The sequence below is a fragment of the Lysinibacillus sp. NPDC056232 genome (assembly GCF_042267565.1).
In the GTDB taxonomy this organism is placed as follows: Bacteria; Bacillota; Bacilli; order Bacillales_A; family Planococcaceae; genus Lysinibacillus.
Genome location: NZ_JBHJTF010000038.1, coordinates 33,829 through 49,288, shown reverse-complemented (window position 1 = coordinate 49,288; position 15,460 = coordinate 33,829). Strand labels below are relative to the sequence as shown.

The window sequence follows — 15,460 nt, the reverse complement described above, 5'->3', positions numbered from 1 at the left end:
CCAAAATTTTGTTTCGTTCACCAACTCAAGGTTAGCTACTAAAAACTTTATTGATTACGTTTTGCTTGTTCAGTTTTCAAGGTTCATTTCGTCGCTGTTTTTTTAGCAGCAACTCTTATATAATATCATGTCGTAAACACGATGTCAACAACTAATTTATTTAATGTAGTTGTTGTTTTTCAGTAGTTATCTTAACGACTTGTATAATACTACACCCTTAATCCAAAAAGGTCAACACCTTTTCGAATAAAAATTTATGCTTTTTCATTTCGTTGAAAAGCTTCCTATATAGTAATTGAGTTCATTTCAGTTTAATATCTTTCGTGTCCAGGGTTCTAAAACAATAAAAAAACGGACTCCTCCCCTAATTCGCTGGCGTTCTTAGACTGAGTTCCTATATTTCAGCAGGTGCTTGAATATCCGCTGGAAGAAGTTAAATTTAAATATAAATTAAACAAAAAGACTCTTTCCTTTTTATATAATTCCATTAATACTATTAGATGACCACTATGCGGAAAGGAATTATGTAAAAATGTCCTATGTCAATAAAGATCTTGCTCGTACCTTAGAACAACAACATAAGCGAAGTGTAAGAGGTTTGTTTTTAAAAATTCAAGACTTAAATAATAATTGTACATTATTAAGAAAACGACTTGAACCACATATTGACTTAGCCGTTTATAAGAATGCTATTGATTATGTTAATCAATTCGTTTCGCACACTACCATCCTCAACTTAAAATTCATTACAAACACACAAAATTTAGAAGTCGCTGTCTTACATACACTTTTATTAGCGCATATAGTAGAAAATGAAGATTCTTATACTTTTGAATATGAACATAAATTACTCCAAGGGTACATTCATGAAATATTTGCGTTAAACGATCATGCCAAAGCACTTTATACGAATCACCAGGAAAAGATGCTTCATTATATGGAATCTCAGCCAACATAAAAAAAGACGATCTTCGTAGCGCATTACTACTTGATCGTCTTTTTTCTTCATTCAGTAGAAGACTCCCACTTTTAAAGGTGGTGAGATAAATATGGATATGGTTTCTTTTAAATGGTGCACAAACACCTACTGAATGAAGAAAAAGCCTCCGGCGGATGTCACGGATTTTGAAAGGAATGAATTGTGCAGGCACAATTCAAAATCCGGACGCAATTACGCCAAGGCGAAATTGATTTTATCTTTTTTCTTCTATTAATCCTTTAACAACCATTGATCGAACTGGTAAGAACTGCTCTCCTGTATCACCATAAGTGAGAATGACATCATCACCTTCTTGTAAATAAATTGCAAGTGGTTCAGTTTCTGAGCTTACCAAATAGTTTTCCCCGTTATTAAGTAAAAATGATACAACTGTATATTCGCCAAGACGTTCCTTGTATACGCGAAGTACCTTTCCACTTACATTTTTCTCTTCTGCATGTGAGCTTCCTTCTACTGTCGTTCCACCACGACTTAAGGCTGTTTTATATAATTTCAAAGCCTCTTTAGGGGTTGTCGCATAAACGGAAATTTCAGGATTTGCCGCAGATACGATGAAATAATTTTGTAAGAAACCATTTGAGTCAAGCACCGCGGTTAGCCAGCTAGCCTCACCGTAAAAGTTATACAACACCGGCATTTCCCCAGACCATTTCTTTTCAATAAATTTCTTCTCAATAATTTGCAAATTACCTTGTGAATCCATATAAGAAGCGTCTAAATTTCCAGTGTAATAAGTTGCTTGACCTGTTCGGGCATTTGTTAACGAATAGCCAAGCATTGAATCGACACCCTCTTTAGGGCTCGTAAAGTCTGTGAAATAATACATATCGCCCTTCTCGTCAAAAATTGGGCTAACATTTGCCTCTGTTCCCTCATCTGAAGGAAGTTTTACGTCTTTCTTACCAAACTTACTATTCCAAAATCCGTGTACGTAGTTACCAAAATAACTGTTTTGTAAGCTTACTGTCTCTGGAGAAACCGCTCCATCAATAAATTCTGGGACATCCTCCAGCTTGATCACTTCTGATTTTCCTGATAGGGCATCTACAAGCACGATCCCTTTTACATCGAAGCCATTACGCGCTGAAATAAATTCACCATATGAACGGATGTAGTATGGCTTACCTTCATCATCTATTTCAAGCTGAACATCTCCACAAAAAACAAGGAATGGATGTTGTAAACGAATATGACGCTCTAAATTTGAATTTAAATAAGCAGACGGAACATACTTCATTTCCTGCTCAACAAATTTAGGATTATCCGCTGAATCTGTTGCACTCATTATAAAGTAACCAGGAGTCGTCCCGCCATTGAACCATTTAAAGAAACCAGAGAACTCAACCGGTGCTATATAAACATACTCACCATTCACTTTTTGAATTTGTAAGCGCCCTAGCTCATAATAACTCGTATTCGGTACTTGTCCGAACGCTTTTTTCATCTTATTGCGCGCAAATTTAGGAGGAACACTAGCTGGAGTTTGTGTTTCATCGAATGGTTTTATTTCAACCTTTTCCTTCATTTCAGCTGAATTATATTTTTCGTTTGCATTCCATAAAGGAGCTGATAATACAAACACCGCAACACCTAAACTAGCTAAAAATAAAACACCCTTTATTTTTCTTTCAATACCACTTGCAAGAAGCGCACCACCTAATGTTAATAGAATAGTAGCGGGCCAAAAAGCAAGCCAGTTTACATCCATTTTCGTCACATATACTGTTATACCAGTAGCTAAAGATCCTAGTACAAATACACCGATAAAGAAGAATCCAATTACCTTTCTAGATCCGTCTTCTCGCTTTTTCGTTATAAGCGGTGTTAATAAAACACTCGCAATTAGTCCAATGACTGCTGAAGCTATTAATAGCTTGGTCATTTCGTTCACCCTCTCTTACCTACTGTCCTCTTATTTACGGCTACATACTAAAAAAGTTTCATTCATACGATGAGTATAGAAACCCCTTTGTGCATTTCTTTCACAACAGAATAAAGGAAATTTCAACATAGATAAAGAATTTCAAAGAAAAGGAGATGAGAAATTTGTCTAAAAAAATTTTAGTAACATTTATTATTTTATTTGGTCTATATTATATTTTTTTCCTGCCCCATATTCCAGAAAACTTGATACTTATCTTTAAAGTTATTCCAATGCTTCTGATCATTATGTTAGCCGCTACACAAAAAAATTTAGGCATTAAAAAGTATCAACTACTGATCGTCATCGGACTTGTGTTTTGTATGGTCGGTGATTATACACTACAGTGGTTTCTAGTTGGACTAACAAGCTTCTTAATCGGGCATATTTTTTATATCCTCGCCTTTTTTTCTACTAATGAACGACAAGTACCGACTTGGGCGAAGATTGTCTTACTCGTTTACGGGGCAAGTATGGCTGTGTGGATTGCAGGTACCGTGTTTTCATCAGGAGAAGTCGTGCTTGGTATCGCGGTCATTGCCTATATTTCGGTCATACTAACGATGGGTTGGACGGCGATTCGAACAGGTTCTACATTTGCAACGATTGGAGCTCTGCTATTTATCTCATCAGATTCCTATTTATCTATTAACAAGTTTGTTATGCCCTTACCATTTTCACACGAGGTTATTATGTTGACCTATTACGGTGCCCAAATACTAATTGCCTTAAGCATTTCTCAATATTCCGAAATCCGAAGTAAAGTGTTACAATAATATCAATTATGCCTCGGCATAATTGCGTCCAGAATCGGCTTTGTGCTTGCACAAAGAACTTCTTTTCCGATTCCGTGACATCCGCCGGAGGCTTTAACTTCTTTCAGCGGGTGTTTGGACACCCGCTGAAAGAAGTTAAACATATACATTAGGAGGCCATACTTATGAAAGAACAAGTAATCGAGCGTTTAATTCGTTATGCAAAAATTGATACACAATCTGATTTCACAAGCGAAACAACTCCTTCAACACAAAAGCAATTTGACTTATTGCATGTACTAAAAGATGAACTAGCTGCAATAGGCTTAACTGATATTACATTAGATGAAAATGGTTATTTATTTGCGACACTCGAAGCAAATACAGATAAAAAAGTGCCTACTATTGGTTTTTTAGCACATGTGGACACGACAACAGATTTCACTGGCACAAACGTTAATCCACAGCGCATTGACAACTATGATGGCGGAGTTATCCAGCTCAATGAAAATCTAGCGATGTCGCCAACGGATTTTCCTGAGCTTAAAAATTATGTAGGTCAAACGTTAATTACAACGGATGGTACGACATTATTAGGTGCTGACGATAAAGCTGGTATCGCAGAAATTATGACGGCTATGGAATACCTAGTAAACACTCCTTCTATTAAGCATGGTAAATTGCGTGTAGCGTTTACACCCGACGAAGAAATTGGCCGCGGTCCTCATAAATTCGATGTGGCTGCATTTGGAGCCGACTATGCTTATACGATGGATGGCGGACCACTTGGCGAGCTACAATACGAAAGCTTTAATGCAGCAGGTGTAAAGGTTGTGACAAAAGGTACGAGTGTACACCCTGGTTCTGCAAAAAATAAAATGGTCAATGCCATCACAATGGCGATCGCTTTCCAAAATGAAATGCCTACCAATGAAGTACCAGAAAAAACGGAAGGCTATGAGGGCTTTATTCACTTAATGGGCTTTAACGGTGCGATTGAACATACTGAGCTTTCTTATATCGTCCGTGACCATGACCGTCAAAAGTTCGAGGCGAAAAAGCAATTAATTCTTGATGCTGCAGCAAAAATTAAAGCCCAATATGGCGAGGATGCTTTAAGCATTACTATGGAAGATCAATACTATAATATGGGCGAAAAAATTGAGCCTGTTAAAGAAATCGTTGACATTGCACGCATAGCAATGGAAAAGTTAGATATTACTCCAATTACATTACCAATCCGTGGCGGTACTGATGGTTCACAGCTTTCTTACATGGGCTTACCGACACCAAACATTTTTGCAGGTGGCGAAAATATGCACGGTAAATTCGAATATGTATCTGCAGAAACAATGGAGAAAGCTACACAAGTGATTGTTGAGATTGTTGAGCTATTTGAACAACAAGGAAAATAATTAAGAAGAAGGGTTTACCCCTTCTTCTTAATTTTTCCGAAAGAGATGACTGAATTTTCGAATTAAACGAAGGATTTTGAGGTGATTTTAATGAAAGAAATTGCATTGGGCATTTTAGCCTCACTTTTTTTTGCTGTTACATTTATATTGAATCATGCAATGGAAATGCAAGGTGGTAGCTGGCTATGGAGTGCATCGCTGCGCTATTTCTTCATGCTACCGTTTTTACTTGCGATCGTCTTTTATCGAAGAGGCTTTTCCAAACTATCAGGTGAGATGAAAGCACAGCCTGTAGCTTGGCTGCTTTGGAGCTTTATTGGGTTCGTATTGTTCTATGCCCCACTGACATTTGCAGCAGCATTCGGTCCAGGTTGGCTCGTTTCCGGAACATGGCAATTGACAATTGTCGCTGGTGTATTACTAGCTCCCCTATTTGTTTCAGTAGTAGCTGGGAAAACAGTACGTCAAAAAATACCGCTTATTTCATTACTCATTTCATGTGTCATTTTAGTCGGCATTTTACTTATCCAAGTACCACAGGCACAATCCGTTCCACTTAAAAGTTTAATGCTTGGCATTTTACCTGTTGTCATTGCTGCTTTTGCGTACCCTCTTGGTAATCGCAAAATGATGGAAATCTGTGGCGGACGTATCGATACATATCAACGAGTTCTCGGGATGACCATCGCCTCGATGCCCGCATGGATTATTCTAGCCATTTATGCAATGGCAACGGTCGGGCTCCCTTCAAGCAGCCAAGTGATGCAATCGTTGCTTGTAGGTATAAGCTCTGGTGTCATCGCCACAACATTATTTTTCATTGCAACCGACCGTGTTCGCGATCATCAAGGCAAGCTTGCAGCAGTTGAAGCAACACAATCGACTGAAATACTCTTTGTCATTATTGGTGAAGTATTGTTGCTCGGTATCGCATTCCCAAATCCAATTGCTCTCGCGGGTCTAGGTGTCATCATTGTTGGCATGCTATTACATAGCTACTATACGATGATACTAGGGAAAAAAAGCGCTGTCCCTAGCAGTAGTTCTACTCAGTAATATGAAAGACAAAAAATATAAAAATGTACATTACTATTTTAGTAGTGTACATTTTTTATTCTAGAGAACACTAAAATTTATAAATCATTGTTTTAGATGTCCCTACTACTTCATAATCTTTAAAGCCTAGTTTTTGATACATATGAATGGCCGTGTCGTTTTCGAGGTCTACACTAAGTGAAATGGTATTGTATCCTTCATCCTTTGCTTGTTGAATTATTTTATGCATTAGTAAAGTTCCCACCCCTCTTCCTCTTACTTCTTTTGAAACAGCCATTCCTATTTCAGGCGTGTTGCCATCAATATAACCATAACTTTTATTATTGTCGTCAAACAATCTGTACCAGACTGCACCAACAGTTTGATTTTCTGTGTTAAAAGCAATCAACACTCTATCTCCCTTTCTCCCCCAACCTTCGTGATATTTTCTTATGTCAGGCGAGTTTAGTAAAATTTCTTTTGATGGTTTATTCTCAGGAATATGAATAGACTCATATAACATATCTAGAAAGAACTCAAACTCGTTTTTATCACCTTCGAAGTTTCTAATATAAAACATGAAATAATCACCCCTTCTTATTAAGGTATATTATATATTAAATTGTAATTTTCGGTATGATGATTATGAGTTAAATGTACGCTATATATTAGTGTTGATTGGAGTGGAGACTGGGCGACTCCTCGGGGATTAGCAATAGAGGAACGAAGGCTAAAATCATCACGTCCTGTGATAACGCCTTCGTGACCAACATCATGTTGGCCCAAGCGGCTCATCGGACGCCCCCAGGAAGCTCTGCTCTGTGCGAAAGCGAAGCGGCAGCAATTGTTTTATCTGTGCGAAAGCGTAGCGACAGCAACAACAAAGCGCCCACTCGGAACGGAAATCACCCCCACGTTATGGCGATGAGTTCATTTTTATAGGAATACTTTGAAGATTTATCGGAACATAATCTCATTTTATCGGAACAATTTTAGCTTTTATCGGAATATTATCTCGTTTTATCGGAACAATTGCAGTTTCAATCAAAAAAAGACGACTCAGTCACAATGGAGTGAGTCGTCTAGAGATTTTACGTTCCCAAAAAATGAGGGGGGTTCTAGGAGCGTTATCATGAACTAGCAAACTTCTGGAGAAAAGTAGCTAAAGATTATTCCTCGTCTACACTGTATTGTAGACGAGGAATAATCTTTATACGATAATGATAATCATTATCAATTATAAAGTCAACATTAATCTGAAAATTTCTTAAAGTTTTTTCAATTTCTTTCTGCTAAAAGAAATTAATGTCACAATGCCTTCTTCAGCGAGCGACGGTATTGCCATTGCCTTAGCTGAAAATGTAGGAAACAGCCTATACAAAATCCTGCAATTGCTATCGATGAAGCTACAGCAACCATTCCTGTAAAGACATAGCCAACCGCCTGCCATTTAAGCAAGTAACCTAAAATTCCACCTGCTAAACAAAAGCTAGCAATACTGGAATTGAATTTTTGCTGCTGCGCATCCTCTGGTATATATGTAGATGGCGCCTTTTTTAAAAACAGCTTCCCTACTCGAATAATAGGGTTAAAATCGCATAAAAGACCAAGTAAATTTGCTATTAAAGGAATTGCTAAAATCCAAAAGACACCTGTTATCCACGTTAGAATGACACTCAAAAAAATCGTCCATTGATTAAGTCGAACGAGAGGCCTTGGAATTGCATGAGGCTGTGACATTTTAAAACCTACCTTTCGGATATGTTTAATGTATTTTACTATACTGCATTCCATTTGTGAAGTAAAAATGATTAATTTATAATAAACGTAACAGATGATTGAAAGAAAAGGTGATGACAATGCCAGCATTAACGATGGATCAAGTTCGTCAATTGAATTCCTATAGCATTTATACGACAGAACCAAAGCGGACATTATTTACATTAGCTGATATACATAAAGACTTTTACCATCCTGATTTTTTAAACTTGATGATGGGTATTACAGACGCAGCAACAGAAACAGCCGCTATTTCTCATTTTGCACGCCGCTACGGTATGTTTTTCGCTATGCAACTTTACATGCTTGCTGCTTATGACGAGGTGTGGAACGGTAAACCTATCGAGCTTCGCTTTGACGCAGCAAAAGAATTCGACAGTTTTACAGTCGCCATGTTTGTTAACCCAAACGATTGGCGTTATGTTGAGGAGGAAGAACGTCAAGCCGTTATTGAAAAGATCCTATATGATGGGCATGTTATCGTTCAACAGCTCCGAAAAGTAACATCTATTTCCCCTCTCACTATTTGGGAGAATTTCTTTGGATATTTACTTTGGCACTATCATATATTGCTTTCTAATCCTGGTCTTGCTGATCAAGCAATGGAGGATATTGAAACTTTAGAGGATCCTAAAACATGGGCACGTTTCTCCAACAAATCGTGGTGGGCACAATATACAGAAGGTCAAAGCCCCACTAATTTAGTGAACGTCCCAGTACGAAAATCATGTTGTTTTTCTAAAGACATACCTGGTTTAATGGCTTGTGGCTTTTGCCCGATGAAATAAAAATCTCCATAACAAAAAAGGGCCATACTTCTCATAATGAAAAGGTATGGCTTCATAATGTTAAAAAACAGCATAAAAATTGTAAATTAAAATTCTTTCTTATGATATATAAATGTAGCAATGAAATAAGAAAGTATATATATGGCAACACCAGATGTTATATATATAATTGGAATGTATAAAGATGGATCTATATTTAAATTTGACAGTGGTTCTACTAGATATAAAATTAAACCTTGTACTCCAAAAGAAGCTATAAGTCCCCCACCTGTACCTCCGATTGTTATAGCCTCAGATTTTTCTGACCCAAAAACATAGAGGAGTGGAAAAGCAATCGCTCCAGCAAAGAGGACTATGAAATTAACAAAAGAAACTCTCTTATATATGCCATAAATTGGTGTATCTGAAACTAGGCCAAATATATATAATATGCCATATGATAATAAAGTACTGATTACTACAACTATAAAATAGAAAAAGTAATGACTTTGTACAATATTAGTTCTAGTAACTGGTAAAGTAAGTACATACTTATCATAACCAGATTTACCCTCATGTTTTATAACTTCAAGTGCAGGCGCCACCGCTAATCCAGTTATCATAGGAACAAAACCATATGTCGATGCATCTCCAAAATAAAAAATTAATACAGAGCCTAAAAGTGCTATCCCTGCGTACACAAAAAGGCTTCGAAAAACTAGGTAATAGTTTGTCAATAATAAACCTCGCACTTATTTACCACTCCATGTTAATAAGACACTAAGCTCTTCCATGGAAATGGTTTTAGCGCCATTCCATTTAGCAATTTCTGTTTATCTGATACAAGTACACTGAAATAAGAACCATAGTTCCTTTTAGCCACAACTAACCTTTTTTAAGTAATGTTACTTGTTTCTCATCCATATCTACAACAGCATAACTTTCTATAACCTTATCCTTCACTTCATTTAATAAAGATGACTATAATAAACCACCGTTACTATTACTCACAAAGCTTTTTATAAAAAATGCAAACTAAAATTCTTTCTTATAATATATAAATGTAGCAATGAAAAAAGACAGTATATATATGACAACACCAAATGTTAGAAATATAATTGGGACGTAAAAAGAAGGATCTATATTTAAATTTGACAGTGGTTCTGTTAGATATCTAATTAAACTTTGTATCCCTAAAGTAGCTATATATCCTCCAATTGCACCTCCGACTGTTATGACATCAGATTTTTCTGACCCAAAAACATATAGGAATGGAAAAGCAACCGCTCCAGCAAAGAGGACTATGAAAGTACCCAAAGAAACTGTATTATATATTCCATTTAATGGTGTATCAGAAACTAGGCCGTGTATATAAAATATGCCACACGATAATAAAGTACCGATTACTACAGTTGTGAAATAGAAAAAGTAGTGACTTTGTACAATATTAGTTCTAGAAACCGGTAAAGTAAGTACATACTTATCATAACCAGATTTACCCTCATGTTTTATAACTTCAAGTGCAGGCATCGCCACAAACAAAGTTATAAAAGCAACATAACGGTGTATTGATGTATCACCAAAATAAAAAATTAAGCCAGAGCCCAAAAGTGCTACCCCTATGTACACAAAAAGGCTTCGAAAAACTAGATAATAGTTTGTCAACAATAAACCTCGCACTTATTTATCACTCCTAGTTAAAAAGACACTAAGTTCTTCCATTGCGATGGTTTTAGCAGCAATTTCATCTGGCAATTTCTGTTTATCTGATACAAGTACACTGAAATAAGAACCATAGTTCTTTTTGGCCACAACTATATCTTTGTTTAGTAACGCTAGTTGTTTCTCGTCAATATCTACAACAGTATAACTTTCTAAAAGCTTATCCTTCACTTCATTTAATAAAATTTCACCATCTTTTATAAAGACAACATGGCTAGCTATTTTCTCGATATCACTCATAATATGAGATGAAAGTAATATACCGCCGTTACTTTTACTCACAAAGCTTGTTAATTCATTTAACAAATCTTCTCTTGATGAGGGATCAAGTCCTCCAGTAGCTTCATCTAGTATTAGTAATTTTGCATTATGCGACAATGCAACAGATACAGACAGTTTCATCGACATCCCACGCGAGAGTTTTTTTACTTTTTTATCTATAGGTAATGAGAAAGTATTAACTAATCGATAAAAATTGTCTTGGTCCCAAAACTCATAAAGGTTTTTAAAAACTTTATTTAGCTGTTTTATTGTAAGATTGGCCGGTAGATTCATAGCATCAAACACGACTCCGATTTTTTCCTTAATCTTGGCATGTTTATTTATATTTTCTTCACCAAATATTTTTGTTGTACCGCCATCTTTAGAAATTAATCCTAGTGCTGTTTTAAATGTTGTTGATTTACCTGCCCCGTTATCGCCAATGAACCCAACAATTGATCCGGCAGGCACATTGAACGTAACATCTTTTAAGACAACTTTGTCACCAAATGATTTGCTAATATTTTTAATCTCCAAAAGGTTTGACATCATTTCACTCCTATATTAATAGTTATAAGTCTTTCCAGAAGAAATTCGAGGTACTCCGGATCCTCTATAATCCCCTCTACTAATTTATCAAGGTTAGCATCTTGACCTCCTCATCTATAAATATTGTTCCATCCCTATTTTAACAGTTCATATCAGGAATTTCAGGTAATATTTAGGGCATCTGATTTATAGATTTATCTATTGTTCATATTGTCTAGGGCGGGGTCTTCTTTAGGCACAGTACTTATACCTTCTTAAGGGAACACAGAACTGACAAGATCATATCCAAACTTTCGAAAGGTCTAACCAACTGATGCGAAGCTAAATGAAAAACTTAAGCACTGAGCATTAATAAAATATGTAAATTGACATCTCTACTTTAGCTATAACGTGAAATCGTACAAATTATAGTGATTTCCAAGTTATTGATTTTATTTTTACATAGAGGATTAATTCTAATATTAATGATTTGGTTTATACTTTGTATTTTTCAGAAGTTCCACAGAAGCTGTAGGGAAAATCCAATCTTATACTAACGAATCATTACCTGGAGCTGGCAGGATGTAACTACTGCAAGAGCAATAATCCCCCTATTCTGAATGGAGGAACAACAAATTACCCAAATCGTAAGCTATTAAAGCAAAAACTTGATGGGATGTATGGAGCAACTCTTTTCTCAGATGCACAGAAAAAGGGAGACAATCACATTATTACTTTTAGAATGGAGATCCCTGCTGATCGATTTCTTAATGATTCTAATTCTTTACTGAAATCATCCCTTGATTTATTGCACGAAGTTGTTTTACAGTCCAATACTTGAAAATGGAGTATTCCATTCTACAATTGTCGAACAAGAAAAACGTGCCTTAAAGCAACGACTTACTTCAATGTATAACGATAAAATGCTATACGCCCATGTTCGTTTGATAGAAGAGATGTATAAAGGTGAACCGTATCAGTTTCCTGCATTCGGGAGAGAAGAAGATATCACTTCTATTAATGCACAACACGAAAGCCTTACCTCTCACATGAAAGGTAAGGCTTTTTTCTGTTATTTATTTTTCATAAACGACGAACCAATCATTTTGATCCTCATACATAGAAGTACCTATATAGCCCTGCTTTAAAAGCTGTTGCTGACCAACTGTATCCCCCATCGATATCGACTTCTTTTCTGTAAAAGTTGGTAGCTCTTGTCGTAAGTCCTTATAGAAAATATACCGTAGCTTATCTACATACTTAATCTTTAATCCCTTCACGACTAATCCTTGGGAAAATTTATCTTTTAAACTAGGGATATTATATGGCTTGACCGTTGAGCATACATAATCATATTTTGCTAAATCGATATGTCCCATGACAACTTGAGCTAATGTTTTTTGTAAGCCGTAACCACGATATGTTGGTGAGACATTCGATATTTCTTGATATAAAACTTTATGAAATTCATCCTCGCCAATCCCGCAATCATAGCCAAGGTGTTCGTCATCGACAGGTGGGTTCAATAGTGCGCGAAAGGCCATTAACTCATCCCCTACGAAAGCACCGATCATCATGCCATTGCCGCTTAAAATATAGTCAAATTCCTCCGTGCTTAATGGCTGTAATATACTTTGGTCTGCTAATGATTCATAAACCTCAAGCTGTAATTTTTCAATTTCTTGTAACTGTTGAAGATTTAATGTTGTAACAAAAAACGGCGTTTCCCCAAGCATACCTTCATAAATTTTTTCCATTTCGCCGCCTCCTTAGTCTGTTACAATTGTTGAGAACTTACACAATTCTTTCAGGATCTCTTCATCTACATCGATACCTAATCCTGGTTTTTCATTTAAACAGATAAATGGAACATCATAGTATAAGTTTCCGACATCCTTAGAGAACTTTAATGGACCTGTTAATTCTACACTTGTCATTATTTTTTTAGAGAATGCTACATGGAAGCCAGCTGCTGAACCAACGGATGATTCTACCATGGAACCGATTTGGCATTCAATGCCTGCCATTTCAGCCATCACTGCTAGTTTCATAGCAGGATAAATTCCACCGCATTTCATTAATTTAATATTAACTTTATCTGCAGCACGCTTCGCAATAATTTCACGCATTTCACGTACACCGCGAAGTCCTTCATCAATCATTAATGGTACATCTGTTTTTGACTTCACTTCTACCATTCCATCAATATCTTCACTGTCTACTGGCTGCTCTAACCAATCGATATTTAGATCCTTTAATGCACGTAAACCTTGTAATGTAGTTGATGCATTGCCCCATCCTTGGTTTACATCTACACGAATGGCAATGTCTTCACCAACACGTTCACGTACAGCTTTGATACGAGCAACATCACGAGCTACCTCTGTTCCTACCTTCATTTTAAATGATCGATAGCCCATCTCAACACGGTTAGCCGCCTCTTCTGCCATCGCTTCAGGTGTTCCAATGCTCAATACATGTGTAATCGGGAATTTCTCATGATAACGTCCACCTAGTAGTTGGTACACTGGAACCTGTAACGCTTTCCCCGCAATATCAAAACAAGCAATGTCAATCGCTGCTTTCGCTGCTGGAACATCCTTCACTACTTTGTTCATTTTATCGTGAAGCTTTTCAAAGGCCATTGGATTTTCTCCAATGATTGCAGGAGCAAGTTGGTTTTTTAATAGCGCGTACGTGCTCTCCCACGTCTCCCCTGTTACGTGCTCATCTGGTACTGCTTCACCGTAGCCTACAATACCTGTGTCTGTCGTCACCTTCAAAATAATAGAAGGCATCGTATCATATGTAGCATAACTGATGATAAATGGATCAATAAGTGGTAAATGGATTGCAAAAATTTCTACTTGTTGGATTTTCATTTTTATCAGTCTCCTGTATAATATAGTTGTCGCTAATACGTCGCTAATTATTGAAAAAATATAGAATAGAAAAGGAACGTTGCCTATGTCTACTAAAATAGCGGTTATCTGCTCTAAAGCATTTATGAAGCGTATAAACAGTATCGCACAAAACATAGAGAATATTCAAATAGATTTTTATCTTTACAATCAACCTACAGAGGCACCCGTTTTGTTAAAAGAAATTAAGCCCTGTGATGCCCTTTTATTCGGAGGAACGCTACCCTATTTACATGCCCAATCTGCACTGTCAGAACTGCCCATACCTTGGAATTATATAAAACAAGATGAGACGGCAATTTCTACCACTTTATTATCGCTTGTAGCTAATCATGCAGTACCTTTAAATAGAATTTCCATTGATGTTATGAATCCTGCTATTGTCGAAAATGTTCTAACAGAAATTGAGTATTGTGGTCCAAAACCATATATTCAGCCTATTTCTATCACTAAACCTACTCAATCTATATTGCAGCATCATATCGCTTTATGGGAAGCTAACAGCATTGACTTTGTCATAACAAGTATTCATAGTGTGTTTGATGATTTACAGGCTCTTCAAATACCTGCAATGCGCATGTTAGATGCAACTAACTCCATTATTCAATACTTAGAGGAGACGAAATCCCAATCACTTCTTACAAAGTCCGAATCTGCGAAAGCCGTCGTCGGACTATTGGAAGCTCCTGAAAATAAACCTATAGACGATAACATGTTAACGCAAATTACTGTAGCTACACATTCAACTTATAAAGAAATTTCACCTTATTCTTTTGAGCTATATACGACAGCCGGGCATTTGCAAATGGCACTCGAAAAAGAGAACTTACAGAACTTATTACAACAAACCGAACAGTCATTTAAGCTAGCATTTGGGTATGGTCATTCTATCGTTGAGGCTAACCAAAATGCTAAGAATGCATTAACATTTGCTAAACCTTGTGAAATTTATATACTTGATGAACATAAAAACTTGCTAGGTCCATTCCCTAAATCAGAAGTAAGACTAGCTTTAAAAACAGATGATCCCTACGTTTTACAAATGGCAAAGCAGACAAGCTTAAGTCCATTAAATATTTCCAAGATCATTCATTTTAGCCGAGAGCGACAATCAGCTCAATTTACATCTCATAATCTTTCAGAATACTTACAAGTTACACGCCGCACAACAGAGCGCATTATTAAAAAATTAGTGGATAACGGCTATGCTAAAGTAGTTGGTGAAGAAATGACACATCAACAAGGTCGCCCACGTACAATATATGAATTGAACTTTGCTGTCTACTAAGATCAATTATGCCTCGGCATAATTGCGTCCCAGATGCGGCTTCGTCCTTAGGCCTGCAGATGTTTTTT

General features: G+C 36.6%; 16 protein-coding genes. 7 read left to right on the top strand and 9 right to left on the bottom strand.

The features are described from left to right. Positions 1 to 532 precede the first annotated feature (532 nt). The gene (locus ACFCYJ_RS21980; RefSeq protein ID WP_376077032.1) at positions 533 to 958 is read left to right on the top strand and encodes a hypothetical protein; all 426 of its coding nucleotides are present in this window, start codon (positions 533 to 535) and stop codon (positions 956 to 958) included. 235 nt (positions 959 to 1,193) lie between these two features. Here ACFCYJ_RS21980 and ACFCYJ_RS21975 read toward each other — a convergent pair whose 3' ends face one another. After that, positions 1,194 to 2,882, bottom strand: a complete 1,689-nt coding sequence (locus ACFCYJ_RS21975) for a hypothetical protein (protein WP_376077030.1) — start codon at positions 2,880 to 2,882, stop codon at positions 1,194 to 1,196. 164 nt (positions 2,883 to 3,046) lie between these two features. Between ACFCYJ_RS21975 and ACFCYJ_RS21970 the strand changes: the two genes are divergently transcribed. The 3 genes from ACFCYJ_RS21970 to ACFCYJ_RS21960 all read left to right on the top strand — a co-directional run bounded on the left by ACFCYJ_RS21970 (position 3,047) and on the right by ACFCYJ_RS21960 (position 6,147). Continuing rightward, positions 3,047 to 3,697 (top strand): lysoplasmalogenase, encoded by a 651-nt coding sequence (locus tag ACFCYJ_RS21970; protein ID WP_376077027.1) that lies wholly within the window; start codon positions 3,047 to 3,049, stop codon positions 3,695 to 3,697. Positions 3,698 to 3,861: 164 nt separating this feature from the next. Then, entirely contained in the window at positions 3,862 to 5,091 is a 1,230-nt protein-coding gene (pepT, locus tag ACFCYJ_RS21965) for a peptidase T (protein ID WP_376077024.1), read from the top strand. Positions 5,092 to 5,181: 90 nt separating this feature from the next. Continuing rightward, positions 5,182 to 6,147: a DMT family transporter gene (locus ACFCYJ_RS21960; RefSeq protein ID WP_376077023.1), complete on the top strand. Its 966-nt coding sequence runs from the start codon at positions 5,182 to 5,184 to the stop codon at positions 6,145 to 6,147. 70 nt (positions 6,148 to 6,217) lie between these two features. Here the strand turns inward: ACFCYJ_RS21960 and ACFCYJ_RS21955 are convergent, their stop codons facing one another. Together ACFCYJ_RS21955 and ACFCYJ_RS21950 are read right to left on the bottom strand one after the other, a co-directional pair. After that, entirely contained in the window at positions 6,218 to 6,706 is a 489-nt protein-coding gene (locus tag ACFCYJ_RS21955) for a GNAT family N-acetyltransferase (RefSeq protein ID WP_376077020.1), read from the bottom strand. 20 nt (positions 6,707 to 6,726) lie between these two features. Continuing rightward, the gene (locus tag ACFCYJ_RS21950) at positions 6,727 to 6,921 is read right to left on the bottom strand and encodes a hypothetical protein (protein WP_376077018.1); all 195 of its coding nucleotides are present in this window, start codon (positions 6,919 to 6,921) and stop codon (positions 6,727 to 6,729) included. Here ACFCYJ_RS21950 and ACFCYJ_RS21945 point away from each other — a divergent pair. Continuing rightward, positions 6,901 to 7,068: a hypothetical protein gene (locus tag ACFCYJ_RS21945; RefSeq protein WP_376077016.1), complete on the top strand. Its 168-nt coding sequence runs from the start codon at positions 6,901 to 6,903 to the stop codon at positions 7,066 to 7,068. The two genes, ACFCYJ_RS21950 and ACFCYJ_RS21945, sit on opposite strands and share 21 nt — an antisense overlap. A 366-nt stretch (positions 7,069 to 7,434) precedes the next feature. Here the strand turns inward: ACFCYJ_RS21945 and ACFCYJ_RS21940 are convergent, their stop codons facing one another. Beyond that, entirely contained in the window at positions 7,435 to 7,866 is a 432-nt protein-coding gene (locus ACFCYJ_RS21940; protein WP_376077013.1) for a DUF4395 domain-containing protein, read from the bottom strand. 119 nt (positions 7,867 to 7,985) lie between these two features. Between ACFCYJ_RS21940 and ACFCYJ_RS21935 the strand changes: the two genes are divergently transcribed. Next, positions 7,986 to 8,693 (top strand): Fe-S oxidoreductase, encoded by a 708-nt coding sequence (locus ACFCYJ_RS21935; RefSeq protein ID WP_376077011.1) that lies wholly within the window; start codon positions 7,986 to 7,988, stop codon positions 8,691 to 8,693. 86 nt (positions 8,694 to 8,779) lie between these two features. Here the strand turns inward: ACFCYJ_RS21935 and ACFCYJ_RS21930 are convergent, their stop codons facing one another. The 5 genes from ACFCYJ_RS21930 to ACFCYJ_RS21910 all read right to left on the bottom strand — a co-directional run bounded on the left by ACFCYJ_RS21930 (position 8,780) and on the right by ACFCYJ_RS21910 (position 14,065). Then, entirely contained in the window at positions 8,780 to 9,424 is a 645-nt protein-coding gene (locus ACFCYJ_RS21930) for an ABC-2 transporter permease (protein WP_376077008.1), read from the bottom strand. A 283-nt stretch (positions 9,425 to 9,707) separates the two neighbouring features. After that, on the bottom strand, positions 9,708 to 10,352 hold the full coding sequence (locus ACFCYJ_RS21925; protein WP_376077006.1) for an ABC-2 transporter permease: 645 nt from the start codon (positions 10,350 to 10,352) through the stop codon (positions 9,708 to 9,710). After that, positions 10,353 to 11,204: an ABC transporter ATP-binding protein gene (locus tag ACFCYJ_RS21920; protein ID WP_376077035.1), complete on the bottom strand. Its 852-nt coding sequence runs from the start codon at positions 11,202 to 11,204 to the stop codon at positions 10,353 to 10,355. Positions 11,205 to 12,259: 1,055 nt separating this feature from the next. Then, positions 12,260 to 12,940: a GNAT family N-acetyltransferase gene (locus ACFCYJ_RS21915; protein WP_376077003.1), complete on the bottom strand. Its 681-nt coding sequence runs from the start codon at positions 12,938 to 12,940 to the stop codon at positions 12,260 to 12,262. 12 nt (positions 12,941 to 12,952) lie between these two features. Then, positions 12,953 to 14,065: a mandelate racemase/muconate lactonizing enzyme family protein gene (locus ACFCYJ_RS21910; RefSeq protein ID WP_376077000.1), complete on the bottom strand. Its 1,113-nt coding sequence runs from the start codon at positions 14,063 to 14,065 to the stop codon at positions 12,953 to 12,955. A gap of 85 nt (positions 14,066 to 14,150) precedes the next feature. On the opposite strand from ACFCYJ_RS21910, the gene ACFCYJ_RS21905 reads away from it, so the two are divergent. After that, entirely contained in the window at positions 14,151 to 15,392 is a 1,242-nt protein-coding gene (locus ACFCYJ_RS21905) for a hypothetical protein (protein WP_376076998.1), read from the top strand. Positions 15,393 to 15,460 lie beyond the last annotated feature (68 nt).

What these genes read in the sequence shown, in the direction of transcription:
- ACFCYJ_RS21980 (WP_376077032.1), top strand. Translation starts at nt 533, where the DNA reads ATGTCCTATGTCAATAAAGATCTTGCTCGTACCTTAGAACAACAACAT.
- ACFCYJ_RS21975 (WP_376077030.1), bottom strand. Translation starts at nt 2,882, where the DNA reads ATGACCAAGCTATTAATAGCTTCAGCAGTCATTGGACTAATTGCGAGT.
- pepT (WP_376077024.1), top strand. Translation starts at nt 3,862, where the DNA reads ATGAAAGAACAAGTAATCGAGCGTTTAATTCGTTATGCAAAAATTGAT.
- ACFCYJ_RS21960 (WP_376077023.1), top strand. Translation starts at nt 5,182, where the DNA reads ATGAAAGAAATTGCATTGGGCATTTTAGCCTCACTTTTTTTTGCTGTT.
- ACFCYJ_RS21955 (WP_376077020.1), bottom strand. Translation starts at nt 6,706, where the DNA reads ATGTTTTATATTAGAAACTTCGAAGGTGATAAAAACGAGTTTGAGTTC.
- ACFCYJ_RS21945 (WP_376077016.1), top strand. Translation starts at nt 6,901, where the DNA reads ATGTTGGCCCAAGCGGCTCATCGGACGCCCCCAGGAAGCTCTGCTCTG.
- ACFCYJ_RS21950 (WP_376077018.1), bottom strand. Translation starts at nt 6,921, where the DNA reads ATGAGCCGCTTGGGCCAACATGATGTTGGTCACGAAGGCGTTATCACA.
- ACFCYJ_RS21940 (WP_376077013.1), bottom strand. Translation starts at nt 7,866, where the DNA reads ATGTCACAGCCTCATGCAATTCCAAGGCCTCTCGTTCGACTTAATCAA.
- ACFCYJ_RS21935 (WP_376077011.1), top strand. Translation starts at nt 7,986, where the DNA reads ATGCCAGCATTAACGATGGATCAAGTTCGTCAATTGAATTCCTATAGC.
- ACFCYJ_RS21920 (WP_376077035.1), bottom strand. Translation starts at nt 11,204, where the DNA reads ATGTCAAACCTTTTGGAGATTAAAAATATTAGCAAATCATTTGGTGAC.
- ACFCYJ_RS21915 (WP_376077003.1), bottom strand. Translation starts at nt 12,940, where the DNA reads ATGGAAAAAATTTATGAAGGTATGCTTGGGGAAACGCCGTTTTTTGTT.
- ACFCYJ_RS21910 (WP_376077000.1), bottom strand. Translation starts at nt 14,065, where the DNA reads ATGAAAATCCAACAAGTAGAAATTTTTGCAATCCATTTACCACTTATT.
- ACFCYJ_RS21905 (WP_376076998.1), top strand. Translation starts at nt 14,151, where the DNA reads ATGTCTACTAAAATAGCGGTTATCTGCTCTAAAGCATTTATGAAGCGT.